The sequence below is a fragment of the Pseudomonas sp. UBA7500 genome (assembly GCF_002478435.1).
GTDB lineage: Bacteria > Pseudomonadota > Gammaproteobacteria > Pseudomonadales > Pseudomonadaceae > Aquipseudomonas > Aquipseudomonas palmensis.
The window spans coordinates 1-14,957 of record NZ_DLNW01000003.1 but is presented as its reverse complement, the minus strand read 5'-3'; the positions used below and the strand labels follow the sequence as shown (position 1 = coordinate 14,957).

Sequence of the window (14,957 nt, the reverse complement as noted above, 5' to 3'; positions counted from 1 at the left end):
CGTATGGATTTCCGTTAATCCTTGTAGCTTTCGAATGGGGTTTGAAATACATAATGAAGGTAGAAAACACTTCATTTGCTGGTCCCGCTCTAGCTGCTGCAGCACTATCTTTTCTTATGCCACTCACTAAACCAAAAGTCCTACAGATGAATATCCCAGGTCACCCTAATAGCTTTTTAACGACCACCAGAGATAGTCAGGTCGTAGGGTTGACATGGATTTTGGTTTTTGTTTTTTTGTTTCTATGGGCTGGAAGTTGCTTTCTAACAACCGAACAACCTATAAGAAAGCTTTGGGTGTTAGATATGCCCTTAGCAATTGGTGGGGCCGTATACGTGGTTAGTTTAATCATGACGTGGGCAAAGGAGAAACTATAATGGATGAGCTTATTATTTCAACAGCGGTTGCGCTGCTCATCCCGCTCATTACTGTTTTGGCAAAAAAAGCCTTGAAAAAAACCTTCGATGGCAAGATGACACAGTTAGTAGTTAAAGATACAAATGGAAAAGAGCAAAAAATATCATATAGCGGAAAACTCGAGCTCGGAGCAATACAAAAAATTGTCGAGAAAGAATACGCCTTCGAAAGCAAGGTAGAACAAATATTGAAAGCTTATATGAAAAAAAATAAGGGGTTTAGTTATACAAAAAATCATAGCGTTGATTTTTTGCTAAAATTTTCCGGCCACGTAATAGGCCTTGAAGTAAAAAGGAATTACAGCCTGCCATCAAAAAAATATTTTAATACAGTTAAAGAAACTCATCCAGACCTAGAGCAGCTTCTGTTTGTGTTTGACTCGGAAGTCCCCGAAAAATATCTACATGCATATGAAAATGATGATTTTGTAAAATTCATCTCATCCCCGAGAGAAAAGAAATTGTCGGAAAAAATAATATCCATCTTGGATCAGAAAAGAGTAAACGGGGTTTAACTACTATTGGTGAGAGTTTGGCATAACCAAAACGCTTTAGTGTCGACCTCTCGCTATAATATTTCGATGAAGATTGCCTCACAGGGTCATTTTTACCCAATTACTGAACTGTGAATAGCGGGCAGACCACGCTTTCAATTAAATATCGAAAATCGTGGCCTGACCCCGTTTTCCGCATCGGAACATAATGGCATTTTGGCTCCAGGTGGAGTATTAAGGCCCCCCGACATTGGGTCGATATACATGGAGATACTCTGGTGGGCAAAAAAATAGGATCTGGAATTATCATATCCATTGGGATATTTTCCGTCCTGAGCTTTTACATTATATATTACGCTTTTTTGTATTCTGGATACGCAGATTCACTGGATGTCTCAGAATTGAAAGGCGTTCGCAGCGGTACTTTTGGTGATGCCTTTGGAACACTTAATGCGTTTTTCTCGGCACTCGCATTTTCTGGCGTACTACTTTCGCTTCACTTTCAAAGAAAGGATATTAAGTCGAGCCATGCTCAGACTCATAGGCAACAGATTGAATCGCAATTTTACAACTTGCTAAGTTTGCAGCAGCAAATTGTCCAAGGATTTGATCTGCACTTAACAAGGAATGGTCATGCCGTTGTCATTCAGGGAAGAGACTGCTTTCGGAACTGGCGCAGAAAGCTTAGATTACGATTCGTTCGCTTTCGCAAAGAGGGCACTATAACGAGCGAGGCCTCCAAGTTTGCATATAACTCTGTACTTGAGTCACATCGTGGTGATTTAGGCCTATACTTCAGAAGCTTGTATTCAATTTTCAGGTTTATTGAAAACTCTGACGGAGTAGACAAAAAACATCTGGGAACTATTGTGCGCTCCATGCTATCGGATTACGAACTGGTTCTTCTTTTCTATAACTGCTTGAGCAAGAAAGGGGGAAAGTTCATGAGATTCGCTGAAGACTACGCATTGTTTGATAACCTAGATGTAAAACTGTTACTCCACCGTTCCGACTTAAAGCTGATGAAGGCTAAAGTTTTCGGCGAAAATTCGGAAGCGCTTGAAATCCAAGCAAGCCTCAGCACTTCGTAATACTTATTACCGCTCAAACTTTATCTTTAGGATCGACAAGAAAGGCGATATAAATCTACTCCTAGCACGACGGCAGCGAGGTTGACGTTAATTACACCATGCCGTCGCGACAGGTAATACTTCTTTTAACCGCAGCATCTCGACGAGATTTAGGGATGAAATTTGAAAACGGAAAGATAATATTTGAAACTCATGATTTAAGAGAAATGCGAGAGCGGCTAATTGAGCCTGAAAATGTAAAAAAATACAATATACAATGCCAAGGATGTAGAAGCGTAATAGTATTTACGCAAGCCTTGACATCTAATGTTACGTTACCTAATGGAACACTAATCCCAAAATTCGATGAAGACGGAGTGGTAACTTTTGAGTGCACTAAATGTCAAAAACTGTCTAGAATAAAGGTAGTTAATCCCGACGTTTGCTATGCTTATGAAGGCGCTGAGAAAGTTGAGTATGCTTTTCTTGAGGGTATGCCTGAGCCCTTAAATTTAGAAATTGGCGAGATTGCCACATGCGATGACTATCTTGCGCAAGATATTGGACTTCATGAACTTGACCATAACTATAGCCCGACCGGGGAACCACTTTATACATGTCATAAATGCGGTGCCGGCTTAGATGAAAAAGCGTATGAAATACTTATTGGGCAAATCAACAATATATCAAATGGATTTGATCGATACCTAAACTGGTATCTGGCAAACGGCGGGGGGCCTAGGCCGGAATATCAGATTGTCAGGCTTCCCTGTAAATGTGAGTGCGGACTGGATACCGTATCATACTTCAGCAAGCCCTATAGCGAATCGGCAAATATTAAAGAAACTGATTTCGCGCTAATCAATATAGTAGGCGCAAAAAATCTGCAAGGACACTTAACACCAGGGAGCTTCTCCAAAACTCAGATCATGCAATGGTTAAGAAAACTACAGCACAGGTGGGCAATTCTGTTTGACGACATATATTTAATAACTCCATTTATCGGCCATCAGTACCTTAAAAGTGAGCAGAGGGTAGAAAACTGGCTAAACGTGGTGCGTAAGATATCACCAGAAAAAACAAAAATTGTAACCCGCTCCTCTGAGGTGAAACTTTTTGAGAAAGCTTACAGCAGCATATCAGGAATTGACTACAACAAGCTGCAAGAGCTTGGACTGAGTTCACAAGCGATTGACGGCACAATAAAGAAAAACAAGTTCCACATCAAACTATATTGCGCCATTTCGAAATTTGGCTTCGAGGCACTTAGTGGATCGGCAAATATTGTTGAAGGACCATCGATCGAATCGATGATATTTATGTCCGGAGCCGACTCCCACGAGTTTAATGAGAAGTTCTTGAAGCCACTCGGGCTTAATTGCGATCTATCTCACAAGCATGAATCAAAAGATCACAGGTACTCGTTACTCTTGAGAGAAAGTGAAAACTTCAATCCACTTTATGCACCAACACTACACGCCCATCATTATCGAGCTCTTATCTTGCAGGATTCCCAACCAGTGGACAATTGGTAATCAATTCGCCTTTAATTTGTGTAAGTCCAAACAAAGAAAAGAAGAGTCTACAAGCTGGCGACAGCAGTAGAAAGTTTTACCCCTCGGTTACCTAACAGGTAATCTGTCGCCTTTTTTTCTCAACAAAGAGAGCTCAAACCATTTTTTCACCATCTGCCAACCACTAAAATCAACTCAACCATACATATTTATTATTGCGAGCAGAGCACAGCTCTATGCTCCACCATAAACTATGGCAAGCAACAATCGGGTACTTTTAGAGGTATACTTGTAGGCTAGTTATTAAATTTATATTAAATTTCAATAAACTACCATTCGATTCGACTCTTGGTGCCGCACCATTTAAGACGAAGCCCTCGCAGAAATGCGAGGGCTTTGTTGTTTTTGGGTGATTGCTTTCTGCTGCTATCAACGCAAGGGACCAGCGCCTATCTCCCGCCCCGCTTGCCATCTCCAATCACATCTCTTTACAGCTTTAACCCACCAGCGGTTGCCCCCACTTACCCTCCCGGCTAACCTTCCAGCGCCGCTGCCAAATCATCGGCCGGGCGTAGGAACCCGAATCAGTCAAGGTGCGACAGCGCCTACCAACCAGTGCAGGCGCTTCTTTTGTGTAGTCAAGGAGCTAGCCAATGCAGCCGCGCACCCACACCTCCCCGGAGGTGCCCATGCCTGACCTTCATACCCTCACTACTCCCGGCCTTACGACCTTTGCCGGCCAGGGCGAGCAGGCGTTGTTTCGGGTTAATGCCGGCGTACCGATCAACGAGGCATTGGCCCACGTTTCCGACCTGTTGCACCTGGCCAAGCGACTGGCCGAGGATGCCACGCAAGAGCGCGATACAGGCCGACATGCCTGGGCTTCGCATTACTTGCAAGAGATGAGTAAGGCTGTGGTTGATGATGTGCTGGTTGCATTGAATGCCTGGGATGGGCGCCCCGAGTAGGCACCCGCCTTCATGAATGACTGATCCGCTTGTCCAGGCAGTTCTTCCAAACAGGAATACCAATCCGCCCGTTTGGATGCGGCCCGAGCAATGGCCCACTGTTTGCGATGCACAGAAGAGCCTCTTCGCCGGCAAGGCCGGCTCCTACAAAGGACCACGCCGTCGGTAGGAGCCAGCCTTGCTGGCGAATGGCACCCCACGCTAGTGGGCGCTCTGCCCTTCAAGCAACGCCAGAATCCGCGGCCAACCGGCAATGCCTGCCAACGCCAGCGAAGTCTGGCCGTTGCCGTTGGGCAGCAACGGGTCAGCGCCATGACGCAACAGCGCATCCACCACCGTGTAATTGCCCGCCAGCACCTCGCGGTGCAGCATCAGCCATCCCTCGTCATCCGGGTCTCGGGCCACCTGCGGCTGTGCGCTCACGCCCTCCTCGATCTTGTCGCGCATGTTCAAGGCCATCGGGTGCTCGGTGCATTCCAGCACCGCCAGCGTCTGCTGGTCTTGAGCACGGTTCAACGTACGGGAGAGCAGCCAAGGCTGCTGACCTTCTGCAGCCGGGACGACTTCGACCAAACCCGGCTCACCGAAATCCATACCCCAGGCCTCATCGTGCTCCAGGCGCTCGTCTTCGTGCATGGCCGCGCGTATCGCGTCGACGGTGAAGCCGCCGTACACATGGCCCTGGCGCACGTACATCCAGTCGTTCAGCAAGGCCAACGGCAGCGTCACAGGCTCCCACGCCTTGAACGAGGTGGCCCAGCTTGGCTCATTCATCAGCACGCCGGTGATGGACTGCCCATCGAAATCGATCTCGCTCACCCACATGTTCTCGACGCTGGGTACCCCGGGGTCGTCGCTCTCGATGGGGAAGGACATTTTTACAGCCGCCATGTCCAGGCCCTTCACGATCCTGCGCGCCTCCCACGACAGCTCTCGCCAGAAATACTTGAACGTCGCCTGAGCACTGGCCACGGCGGCCTTGAACTCGTCGCTTTCGCCTTCAACACCGTAGATGATCTGTTCGGTCATAGGTAAATCGTTCCATCGCCTGGTTCACTGAAATGCTCAAGCCAGAGCACTTGCGGCCTGTGCCGCCACTTGAAAAACGGGAGCAGGATAACCTGATCCAGCGAACGTGGCAGCCTTGCCCCCAAGCCCCCGTTACGCTAAAAACCTGCACCCTTGGATACCACGCAAAAGGACAGGCCCAATGTTTGAAAACATCACTGTTACCGGCAGCCCGCTGGTGCTGTCCACAGACGCCGAAGTGGACCAGGCACAAGCTGTGTTGGGTACCCGCTTCCCCACAGGCTACCGCGAGTACGTCACGCAGTTCGGCGAAGGCATTCTTGGCGGCGTGTACGTGCGCATCTACCCGCCCCATCAACTGCTGCACGGCGAAAACAGCCAGGCCCAGTGGGTTGAGCGCATCAACCAGTACTGGTTCTGGGACGACGACAAGGAGCTGATGCCCAAGGAAAAGGCCTTGCAGTGCATCATCATTGGCGACACCTACGACGGCGACGAACTCATCATTCACCCCAGCGACCCGGAGCGCATCTATGTGCTGCCGCGTCACAGTGAAGCCGCCCTCGTTGCGGGTAACGGGCTGGTGGAAGCGATCGAATGGCTGTGCAGTTCGAATGTGCTGACAGAAGCGTTCACCGAGCGCGACTTCGAACCGTTCGACAGTCGCGTACAGCCCTGACATGAAACGAATACCCAGGCGCACCCACGCCGGGTATTCGCCCGAACAATGAAATCCCGGTCGTCATCCAGAAAGACCCAACATCCGGCCATGGCTTGATCAAGCCCTGCACTTCGAATCGCTGGTAGCCGATGGTTTTTCAGTTACCCACAAGCATGGCGCTCGAGTGCAGTCTCAAGGTCAGCCAATTCAACACCTGCACCCTCACCGCACCTCGCGACACGCCCCGCGCAATCAACCCTCACCCGTAAGCCTTGCCCTGTGAGTTGCCCTGGATACTTGCGCAACATCAGCTCGACCTGCGTATCACTCAACCATGCCGCGCGGTCCAGGGACCAGCGCTGGTCCTGGAACTCGAACAGGCAGGCACCCGACACGGCATCGACAATCCGCGGCGGATACACCCAGTGCGAGTTGCCGGCTTCCCACGGCGCAGCCTCGATGCGATAGCGGCCGTCGGGTGAGGTGGATTGGGTTTCAAATGGGGTCATCGGCATCGCGCTCCGTGCATGATCGGAAAGTCTGTCACAACAGGGGCTGAACAGGTCGGCCCCTGTTGCTTCCTCTACGCAGTGGCCTTGCGATTGCCCATGCCGTCGAGCACCGCATCCACCAGCACCTTGGCTAATTCCGTCGAATGCAACGAGACCCACAGCAGAACTTTGCTGGTGGAGTCCTCGGGGTGCAAACAGGCTTTCTGGAGGGTGTCGAAGATGCCTCTGAGCAACAGCGAGGCATGCATCAGGGCGTCTTCTTCGGGTATGTCTGCGCGTACCAGGAAGAATGGCGAGTGTTCGATACAAGGATCAACGCTGGGCTCACCCAGCAGAGCAGTCGGCGGATCAGGAACGATTTTTTTCATGGCGATCACTTTTTGTAGAGTGAAGCTGCCACTGCTCGCGACCAAGCAAGTTGGGTGGCAGCTGTACGCGAGTTGGTCGACCGGGACAAAAAGATCAAAACCCGGCAGGCACGAGGCCTCCCGCGTACAACCGCCATAGGCGGCGCCGAAGCGTGATTTTTTGTCAACGGGCGACCAAACCCGATCGCTGATGCTCAGCGACCGCAGGAGCCTAACGGCCTGCCTGAACCCCAGCAAGGCGCACCGCCCACGCAAAATCTGTCCGCATATTACAGTCCTTCAGACGTGTCTGGCCAAGCGTGTGTAAACGCAGCCCTGCGCCGCAGTGGACGGCCTCTTCGCCGGCAAGGCCGGCTCCTGCTGGGTGGCACCCACAAACGTACAAGCCAGCCAAAGGCTGGCCGTTTAACGTCACCTGCACACCACCTACCCACACTCGCAGGGGACACAATGGAAATCTTTCTCTACGCCTTCAGCGTGATGTACAGCCCCGGCCCGGTGAACGTGATGGGCCTGAACGCCGGCCTTACAGGCCAGTTCCGCCGCACCGCAGGCTTCTTCGTCGGCGTGGGCGGCGCAATGTTCGTGCTGTTCATCCTGTTCGGCTACACCGGCGAAGCCATCATCTCCAAGGCCGCGCTGCCCTACCTCGCCCTGGCCGGCGGGCTCTACACCAGCTACCTGGCCTTCAAGGTCTACACCGCCAGGGTCCAGCTCACCCAATCGTCCGATGCCCCCGCCAAGGCGCTGACCTTCTGGAACGGCTTTCTGATCCAGGCCCTCAACCCCAAGGGCATGATGGTGGTGCTGCCGATCACCAGCGTGATGTTCCCCGCCGCGCACCTCAGCGGCGCCAGCATCGCCGCCGTGTCGGCGCTGATAGCCCTGGGCGCTGCCGGCGCGCCTGGCCTCTACGCCTTGCTGGGCGCCGTGCTGGGCAAGCGCATCAGCAAAGAGGTGTACTTCAACCTGTTCAACCGCCTGATGGGCATCGCCCTGGCCGTGTGCGCCGCCTTCATGTTCCACGATTTCTACATTCACATTCAGGCAAACGCCGGCACGCTGTAACCTGTGTTGTCGCCGGCCTGACTCTATCACTCGAAAGGTGAGCAGAATGCTCGATCTACCGTCACCGCAAGACTGGGTGAAACACGCCCCACCGTCCCCCAGGGTCGAACGCCTGGAGGCCTTCTTCAGCGCCCACGGTTTCGACCCGCACCGCCACGATACCTATGCCATCGGCCGCACCCTGGCCGGGGTGCAGAGCTTCAGCTACCGCGGCGCCAGCCGGCACAGCCTGCCGGGGGAGATCCTGGTGCTGCACCCGGACGAGGTGCACGACGGGCATGCGGGCTCGGCGTCGGGGTTTCGCTATCGCATGCTCTACCTCACCCCGGCGCTGGTGCAGGAGGTGCTCGGGGGCCAGCCGTTGCCGTTTCTCAAGGGCGGCATCTCCCGCGACCCGCGCCTGGCGGCCGCCACCCACGCGATGCTCGCGAGCATGGACGACAGGCTAGACCCGCTCGAAGAGGACGACGCGCTGCTGGGCCTGGTAAGCGCGCTGCAGGCCGTGTGCGGGCGCCCGGCATCAAGGCAGGCCCACGACTACGCCGCCGCCCGTCGTGCCCGCGAGTACATGGATGACAGCCTGGAGCAGCCCATCACCCTGGATGACCTGGCCGCCTGCGCCAACCGCGACCGCTGGAGCCTGTCCAAGGACTTTCGCGCCTACTTCGGCACCAGCCCCCACCGCTACCTGACCCTGCGCCGCCTCGACCGCTTCAAGGCCTCGGTGTTCGCCGGTCAGTGCCTGGCGGACGCAGCCGTAGAGGCCGGTTTCTTCGACCAGAGCCATATGTCCAGGCACTTCAAGAACGCCTACGGCATCACCCCCTCGCGCTGGTGCAAACCCTTGCTCGGGCGCCTTGATTGAGTTTGCGCACTGGCGGGCGGTGGGGTCGCCGACCTTGATATCCCCACCCCCATCCGTTATAGATAAAAAGGAAACCATAACGAAAAGAGGCCATTCCAGCCCCCCATGAACGAGATCACACGCATCTTTCGCCCTTCAGGCCCCCATTTTGCGCCCTGCGCTGATGGCTACGGGCCGAACACAGTCACCCCTTCCCCGCTCTCGACCCTGTTCCACGCACTGTCGATTCCGCCAGGCAACATCCTGCTGGCCCAGATGCGCAAGCGCCCCGTCCCTCCACCTGCACCGTAGCGCCTGAATTCCACCACCCTCGGCTTTTGCCGCTCGGGGTTGGGGAGCCTTTGCATTTTTTTCAGCGTTCAACTGTTCAGGAATCTCTATGACTCTTCGTGTAGCCATCATCGGTGCCGGCCCGTCCGGCCTTGCGCAACTGCGTGCCTTCCAATCCGCCCATGCCCAGGGCGCCCCCATGCCCGAAATCGTCTGCTTCGAAAAGCAGGCCGACTGGGGCGGCATGTGGAACTACACCTGGCGCACCGGCCTCGACCAGCACGGCGAACCGGTGCACGGCAGCATGTACCGCTACCTGTGGTCCAACGGCCCCAAGGAATGCCTTGAATTCGCCGACTACAGCTTCGACGAACACTTCGGCCGGCCGATCTCCTCGTACCCGCCGCGCGAAGTGCTGTGGGACTACATCCAGGGCCGCGTGAAAAAAGCCGGGGTGCGCGACTACATCCGCTTCAACACCGCGGTCAAGAACGTCCGCTTCGATGAAACCACCCGCGAGTTCACCGTCAGCGCCTACGACTACAGCGCCGGGCAGGGCATCGAGCAGGTGTTCGATTACGTGGTGGTCGCCAGCGGGCACTTCTCCACGCCGCACGTGCCGGAATTCGAAGGGTTCGAGCGCTTCGCCGGGCGCATCCTGCACGCCCACGACTTTCGCGAGGCGATGGAGTTCAAGGGCCAGGACCTGCTCATCGTCGGCAGCAGCTACTCGGCCGAAGACATCGGCTCGCAGTGCTACAAGTACGGCGCGCGCTCGATCACCACGGCCTACCGCACCCAGCCGATGGGCTACAAATGGCCCAAGGGCTGGGAGGAGCGCCCGCAGCTGGTGCGTGTCGAGGGCAACCTGGCGTTCTTCGCCGACGGCTCGAACAAGCGCGTGGATGCGATCATCCTGTGCACCGGCTACCAGCATCACTTCCCGTTCCTGCCCGACGAACTGACCCTCAAGACCAACAACCGCCTGTGGCCAACCGGCCTGTACCAGGGCGTGGTGTGGGAGCAGAACCCGCAGTTGATCTACCTGGGCATGCAGGACCTGTGGTACAGCTTCAACCTGTTCGACGCCCAGGCCTGGTTCGCCCGCGACTACATGCTGGGGCGCATCAAGTTGCCGGCCAAGGCCGACATGCAGGCCGACAGTGCCAGCTGGCGCGCCGATGAAGAGGCCCTGGACACCACCGCCTCGATGTACGAATTCCAGGGCCGCTACATCAAGCACCTGATCGCGCAGACCGACTACCCCAGCTTCGATATCGATGCCGTGAACCGCATCTTCCTCAAGTGGAAGAGCGACAAGAAGAGCGACATCATGGGCTATCGCGACAAGTCGTACCGTTCGGTGATCACCGGCACGGCAGCGGTGCCGCACCATACGCGGTGGCTGAAGGCGATGGACGATTCGCTGGAGGAGTACCTGCGCGAAACGGACGGCAAGAAGGGCGAAGTGAAGGCACTGCGCGGGTAGCCCCGCCGACGCCCGAAACCGGTGCCCCCACAAGACCGGCCCTTGCCGGCGCGGCCTCTACTGCGGGCACTGGTAACCGGTTTGCCCCCGCTGCAGGCCGATGACCTCGCGATGCACCTGGCTGGGCCCGTAGTCGGCATTCCAGCCACGGCGTTCGGCCACCGGCTGCGGCGCATAGCCGTCCTTGCAGGCCAGCAGGTTGAGCATCACGTTCGCCTCGCCCATCAGCGGCTCCAGCTTGAGGGTGCGCCTGGGCGCCAGTTGTACCCTCCCCTGCGCGTCGCTGCGGGCCACCACCACCCCTGCATCAATAATGCTCACCCCGGCCAGTGGCTGCCGGGTGTGCTGATCGACGACCGTGGTGTCGAGCCCGTCGTGCACGATCACCGAGCGCGGCATGCAGCCTTGCAGCAGCAACAGCGCGGGCAAAGCGGTGTACCTCCACCAGCGAAATCGGACTGTCATGGCAAGCTCCTGCAAGGCCTGAAACACGGCAGTCTACTTGCGCGACCGGATTTGTGCAGAAGCGTCGAGATCGACACGCAGGTGCCTTTCCGTCGCCCGTGGCGCTCACGTATCATCCGCCCCCTGCCCCGGCCCACATGGACGTCCGATGACCCCCGCCGCCCGCCTGTTCACCCTGCTGGCTTCCAGCACCCTGCTTGCCCTTGCCCTGCACACTCCGGCCGCCGTCGCCGCCGGCTTCGATTGCAGCAAGGCACGCACCCTCATTGAAAAGTCGGTGTGCGACACGCCAACGCTGTCGGCCAAGGACGACCAGCTCAACGCGCTGTACAAGCCACTGATGACCCGGCGCATCTATCGCGAACTGGAAACCCGTTGGGTAAACGAGGTGCGCGACCGCTGCCAGACCGCCACCTGCCTTGAGCGCGCCTACGACCTGCAGATCCGCAACCTGACCGCGCTGCCGCCACCGCCCGTGCCCGGCCTGCGCGACGCGGTGCCGCTGCCCCAGGGCAGCGCCTACCGTACCCTGCAGGACGAGCCGTGGCCGCGCTTTGCGCTGGCGGCTATCCCGGACATGTACCCCGATTCGCTGGCCCAGCTGATCGATGTGGGCATCAAGGACGGCGTGCTGTACGCGCTGCTCTACGTGGCAAATTCGTCCGACGGCCCCGGCTACAACCAGGACAACTGGTCGGTGCAGCCGTCTTCGGGCGTGCTGCTCGAATACGCCGACAACCGCCCCGGCCTGCATGTGATCGACCGCGACGTGCGCTTTGCCGGCTGGCGCATCAGCGAGCTGATGGACCAGGGTGAACGCTATGCCGGCATCCAGGACGGCGCGTTCTACTACCGCCAGCGCACCGAGGGCGAGCTGCAGCAGGCCATGGTCTACACCCTGGGCAGCCGCCAGCCGCCGCAGGCCACCACCACGGTGTTCCACGCCCAGTCGCGCACGCTGCGCTTTGCCAAGGCAAGGGTGCTGGGCAACATGAACGACGAGAACAGCGACCTGCGCCTGAACTACGAACACGCCCTGCCGCGCCCCGCCAGCGAAACCGTGCTCGACCCCGAGAGCGGCGGCTGGAGCCTGTCCAACCTGGCCTGGAGCGAGCGCCGCCAGGTGCTGTACTTCGAGAACAGCGGCGCCATGGCCTGCATCTGGCGGGTCGACCTGAGCGGCAAGGTGCTGTCCAAGATCGTGCCCGAACACACGGCCGGGCAACCGCTGGCGGTGGAGCTCGACGGCCGTGAGGCGATCGTGTACGTCGAGCACGACCAGTTGATGTTCGCCCTGTCGCCCGACCTGTAAGGACACCCCCATGCACACCGTGACCCGCCTGCTCACCCTGCCCGCCTTGCTGGCCCTGGCCCTGCACGCGCCGGTGGCCTCGGCCGCCGGTTTCGATTGCAGCAGGGCCAACACGATTCTGGAAACCGCGATTTGCAACACGCCCTCGCTGTCGGCCAAGGACGACCAGCTGAATGCGCTGTACACCCCGCTCAAGGCGCAGAAGATATTCCGCGAGCTGGAAACCGACTGGCTGAAGAACGTGCGTAACCAGTGCAAGACCCCCGAGTGCCTGGAGAGCGCCTACGACCGCCAGATCCGCCGGCTGACCGCCTTGCCGGCACCGGCGCCGGTTGCCTCCGACAGCCTCGCACCGCTGCCCAAGGGCGAGGTGTACGCAAAGGTCGAGGACGCGCCGTGGCAGCGCTTTGCCTTGGCCCCGTTCATCGGCATGAGCGAGGACTCGGTGGCGCAACTGATCGATGTGACCGTCAAGGACGGCGTACTGCACGCGTTCGTGTACGTCTCCGGCGACCCTGACGGGCCCACCTACGTGCAGGACAAACACGTGATGCGGGCCACCTCCGGTACCCTGCTCGAATACGCCGACGATCACCCCGGCTGGCATGTGATCGCGCGCAACGTGCGCTTTGCCGGCTGGTCCCACAGCGGCTTCAACGACCAGCGCGAGCGCTATGCCGGGGTGCAGGACGGCGCGTTCTACTACCGCCAGCGCAGCAACGGCGAGCTGGAGCAGTCGATGGTGTATGCCGTGGGCAGCCAGCAGCCGCCGCAACCGACCACCCAGGGCTATCACGCCGGCTCCAACACCGTGCGCTTTGCCAAGGCGCGTGTGCTCGAAGACCTCAACGTGGCCAACGACCAGTTGCGCCTGGCCTACGAAAGCGACGGCAACTCGCGCGGCTACGAGAGCGTGATGGCGCCCGACTCCAGTGGCTGGAGCCTGGTCAACCCGACCTGGAGCGAACACCGCCCGGTGCTGTACTTCGACAACAGTGGCGGCATGGCCTGCGTCTGGCGGGTCGACCTGGTGAACAAGGTGCTGTCCAAGGTCGTGCCCGAGCACGAGGCGGTGTCGGCCCGCCCGGTGGACATCAATGGCCGCGAAGCGCTGGTGTATGTGCAGGAGAACCAGCTGATGTTCGCCATCGCCCCGGATCAGTAACCCTGTGGCAACGCTCGGGCCCGCCAGCGCCCTAGCAGCCGGCCCACGCTCACCAGCCAGTTGAGCAGCGCCACGCACAGCACGCTGAGCAGCAGTGCATGCGGGCCGCCCTGCACGATCAGGGTGCCGGCCAGCAGCGGGAAGCCGAACACGCCGATGAAGTACCCCAGGCTGAACAGCAGCAGTGCCTGCGGCGTGTAGCCGGTGGGCGCTTCGTTGGCCGCCAGGCCGTTGATCACCGAATAGTTGAGCCCGTAGCCCACCCCCAGCAACGCCGCCGCCAGCAGGTAGCTGAGGGCGTCCTGCACCCACCAGCCCAGTGCGATGACGGCCAGCACCATCAGCCCGGTCAGCAGGCACGAGGTGCGGTAGGCGTCATGCCGCACCACCCAGCCGGCGATCAGCAGCCGGCAGCCGATGGCGGCGAGCATGAAGCCGACGAAGAACAGCGAATAGTCCAGCCCGCGACTGGCCGCGTAGGTGGTCTGGAAGCTGCCCAGCCCGCCGAACACCGCGCCGCCCAGGCCCACCATCAGGATCGGCCAGCGCGCCGACGAGCGCAGCACCTGGATGCCGGCGTGGCGGCTGATGCGGGCGCTGGCTGCCTGTGCCGGGTGCTGGCGGGCCAGCCAGGCGAAGACCAGCATACCCACAGCGGCGGCCAGGGCGGCGGTGTAGAACGCGGTTTCCAGTGGCAGGTGCAGCAGCGAGGCGAGCTTGCCGGCCAGCGGGCCGGAGCCGATGCCACTCATCATGCTGCCTGACAGCAGCGCGAAGCAGTGGGTGCGCCGGGCCGGCTCGACCAGCGCGGCAACCAGGATCGGGCCCAGGGTGTAGAACGCACCCCAGCCCAGGCCCAGCAGCAGGCCGCACAGCCACAGGCTGAAGTCGACACCGGGTACCAGGGCAAAGCCCAGGCAGGCGCCGATCAGGCACAGCGCCGACTGCGCGATGGCGCGGGCGGTGCCGAGCCAGTCGGCGAGATGGCCGCTGCCGAGCACGGCGACCACGGTGCTGAGCATGGCGATGGCGATGATGCTGCCGGCGTCCTGTTCATTGCCNNCCTCGGGAAGTGACCAGCAGCGAGAGCAGAAAGGTCGAGCCGTAGGACAGCGACAGCAGGTAGCTGGCCAGGCACAGCAGGCCGAAATGCGGGGTGGTCGTTTTTGTCATGGTGGGTCCGCCGATGGGTATGGCTGTTTTAGCATGGGGATTGGCGGTGGCAGTTGTGCATATACCGGAGTTGGGATCTGTGCCGACCGGACTAACGCTTCGCGGGTCAAGCCCGCTC

14 protein-coding genes and 1 pseudogene are annotated in these 14,957 nt (G+C 58.1%); 10 read left to right on the top strand and 5 right to left on the bottom strand.

The genetic code is table 11. From position 1 onward, the window contains the following. Positions 1 to 376 precede the first annotated feature (376 nt). The 4 genes from B4I46_RS02965 (at position 377) to B4I46_RS02950 (ending at position 4,462) form a co-directional block, all read left to right on the top strand. The gene (locus B4I46_RS02965; protein ID WP_286898583.1) at positions 377 to 931 is read left to right on the top strand and encodes a hypothetical protein; all 555 of its coding nucleotides are present in this window, start codon (positions 377 to 379) and stop codon (positions 929 to 931) included. A 257-nt stretch (positions 932 to 1,188) separates the two neighbouring features. After that, positions 1,189 to 2,001, top strand: a complete 813-nt coding sequence (locus B4I46_RS02960; protein WP_286898581.1) for a putative phage abortive infection protein — start codon at positions 1,189 to 1,191, stop codon at positions 1,999 to 2,001. Between the two features lie 155 nt (positions 2,002 to 2,156). After that, positions 2,157 to 3,515: a hypothetical protein gene (locus B4I46_RS02955; RefSeq protein ID WP_286898579.1), complete on the top strand. Its 1,359-nt coding sequence runs from the start codon at positions 2,157 to 2,159 to the stop codon at positions 3,513 to 3,515. 632 nt (positions 3,516 to 4,147) lie between these two features. Then, complete coding sequence (locus B4I46_RS02950) at positions 4,148 to 4,462, top strand: DUF3077 domain-containing protein (RefSeq protein ID WP_286898577.1); 315 nt, start codon at positions 4,148 to 4,150, stop codon at positions 4,460 to 4,462. 201 nt (positions 4,463 to 4,663) lie between these two features. Here the strand turns inward: B4I46_RS02950 and B4I46_RS02945 are convergent, their stop codons facing one another. After that, positions 4,664 to 5,491 (bottom strand): DUF2314 domain-containing protein, encoded by an 828-nt coding sequence (locus B4I46_RS02945; RefSeq protein WP_286898575.1) that lies wholly within the window; start codon positions 5,489 to 5,491, stop codon positions 4,664 to 4,666. A gap of 181 nt (positions 5,492 to 5,672) precedes the next feature. Here B4I46_RS02945 and B4I46_RS02940 point away from each other — a divergent pair, with 181 nt between their 5' ends. Then, the gene (locus tag B4I46_RS02940) at positions 5,673 to 6,170 is read left to right on the top strand and encodes an SMI1/KNR4 family protein (RefSeq protein WP_043859806.1); all 498 of its coding nucleotides are present in this window, start codon (positions 5,673 to 5,675) and stop codon (positions 6,168 to 6,170) included. A 143-nt stretch (positions 6,171 to 6,313) separates the two neighbouring features. On the opposite strand, the gene B4I46_RS02935 is transcribed toward B4I46_RS02940, so the two are convergent. Together B4I46_RS02935 and B4I46_RS02930 are read right to left on the bottom strand one after the other, a co-directional pair. Further along, a complete protein-coding gene (locus B4I46_RS02935; RefSeq protein WP_286898574.1) occupies positions 6,314 to 6,661 on the bottom strand; it encodes a hypothetical protein in 348 nt (115 codons plus the stop codon). A 74-nt stretch (positions 6,662 to 6,735) separates the two neighbouring features. Beyond that, entirely contained in the window at positions 6,736 to 7,032 is a 297-nt protein-coding gene (locus B4I46_RS02930; protein ID WP_236177250.1) for a DUF3077 domain-containing protein, read from the bottom strand. A 450-nt stretch (positions 7,033 to 7,482) separates the two neighbouring features. Between B4I46_RS02930 and B4I46_RS02925 the strand changes: the two genes are divergently transcribed. The 3 genes from B4I46_RS02925 (at position 7,483) to B4I46_RS02915 (ending at position 10,724) form a co-directional block, all read left to right on the top strand. Beyond that, positions 7,483 to 8,100 (top strand): LysE family translocator, encoded by a 618-nt coding sequence (locus B4I46_RS02925; protein WP_043859804.1) that lies wholly within the window; start codon positions 7,483 to 7,485, stop codon positions 8,098 to 8,100. A 46-nt stretch (positions 8,101 to 8,146) separates the two neighbouring features. Beyond that, entirely contained in the window at positions 8,147 to 8,965 is an 819-nt protein-coding gene (locus B4I46_RS02920) for an AraC family transcriptional regulator (RefSeq protein WP_054915940.1), read from the top strand. Positions 8,966 to 9,344: 379 nt separating this feature from the next. Continuing rightward, positions 9,345 to 10,724: an NAD(P)-binding domain-containing protein gene (locus tag B4I46_RS02915; protein ID WP_054915939.1), complete on the top strand. Its 1,380-nt coding sequence runs from the start codon at positions 9,345 to 9,347 to the stop codon at positions 10,722 to 10,724. A gap of 57 nt (positions 10,725 to 10,781) precedes the next feature. Here the strand turns inward: B4I46_RS02915 and B4I46_RS02910 are convergent, their stop codons facing one another. Then, a complete protein-coding gene (locus B4I46_RS02910) occupies positions 10,782 to 11,189 on the bottom strand; it encodes a hypothetical protein (RefSeq protein WP_213606723.1) in 408 nt (135 codons plus the stop codon). Between the two features lie 148 nt (positions 11,190 to 11,337). Here B4I46_RS02910 and B4I46_RS02905 point away from each other — a divergent pair, with 148 nt between their 5' ends. Together B4I46_RS02905 and B4I46_RS02900 are read left to right on the top strand one after the other, a co-directional pair. Next, on the top strand, positions 11,338 to 12,501 hold the full coding sequence (locus B4I46_RS02905) for a lysozyme inhibitor LprI family protein (RefSeq protein WP_043861668.1): 1,164 nt from the start codon (positions 11,338 to 11,340) through the stop codon (positions 12,499 to 12,501). A 10-nt stretch (positions 12,502 to 12,511) separates the two neighbouring features. Continuing rightward, positions 12,512 to 13,666 (top strand): lysozyme inhibitor LprI family protein, encoded by a 1,155-nt coding sequence (locus B4I46_RS02900; RefSeq protein ID WP_286898568.1) that lies wholly within the window; start codon positions 12,512 to 12,514, stop codon positions 13,664 to 13,666. On the opposite strand, the pseudogene B4I46_RS02895 reads toward B4I46_RS02900, so the two are convergent. Continuing rightward, a pseudogene (locus B4I46_RS02895) lies at positions 13,660 to 14,839 on the bottom strand (MFS transporter). The gene B4I46_RS02900 and the pseudogene B4I46_RS02895 overlap by 7 nt on opposite strands. Positions 14,840 to 14,957 lie beyond the last annotated feature (118 nt).

Coding starts and splice junctions, on each gene's coding strand:
- B4I46_RS02965 (WP_286898583.1), top strand. CDS start 377: ATGGATGAGCTTATTATTTCAACAGCGGTTGCGCTGCTCATCCCGCTC.
- B4I46_RS02955 (WP_286898579.1), top strand. CDS start 2,157: ATGAAATTTGAAAACGGAAAGATAATATTTGAAACTCATGATTTAAGA.
- B4I46_RS02950 (WP_286898577.1), top strand. CDS start 4,148: ATGCAGCCGCGCACCCACACCTCCCCGGAGGTGCCCATGCCTGACCTT.
- B4I46_RS02945 (WP_286898575.1), bottom strand. CDS start 5,491: ATGACCGAACAGATCATCTACGGTGTTGAAGGCGAAAGCGACGAGTTC.
- B4I46_RS02940 (WP_043859806.1), top strand. CDS start 5,673: ATGTTTGAAAACATCACTGTTACCGGCAGCCCGCTGGTGCTGTCCACA.
- B4I46_RS02935 (WP_286898574.1), bottom strand. CDS start 6,661: ATGACCCCATTTGAAACCCAATCCACCTCACCCGACGGCCGCTATCGC.
- B4I46_RS02930 (WP_236177250.1), bottom strand. CDS start 7,032: ATGAAAAAAATCGTTCCTGATCCGCCGACTGCTCTGCTGGGTGAGCCC.
- B4I46_RS02925 (WP_043859804.1), top strand. CDS start 7,483: ATGGAAATCTTTCTCTACGCCTTCAGCGTGATGTACAGCCCCGGCCCG.
- B4I46_RS02920 (WP_054915940.1), top strand. CDS start 8,147: ATGCTCGATCTACCGTCACCGCAAGACTGGGTGAAACACGCCCCACCG.
- B4I46_RS02915 (WP_054915939.1), top strand. CDS start 9,345: ATGACTCTTCGTGTAGCCATCATCGGTGCCGGCCCGTCCGGCCTTGCG.
- B4I46_RS02910 (WP_213606723.1), bottom strand. CDS start 11,189: ATGACAGTCCGATTTCGCTGGTGGAGGTACACCGCTTTGCCCGCGCTG.
- B4I46_RS02905 (WP_043861668.1), top strand. CDS start 11,338: ATGACCCCCGCCGCCCGCCTGTTCACCCTGCTGGCTTCCAGCACCCTG.
- B4I46_RS02900 (WP_286898568.1), top strand. CDS start 12,512: ATGCACACCGTGACCCGCCTGCTCACCCTGCCCGCCTTGCTGGCCCTG.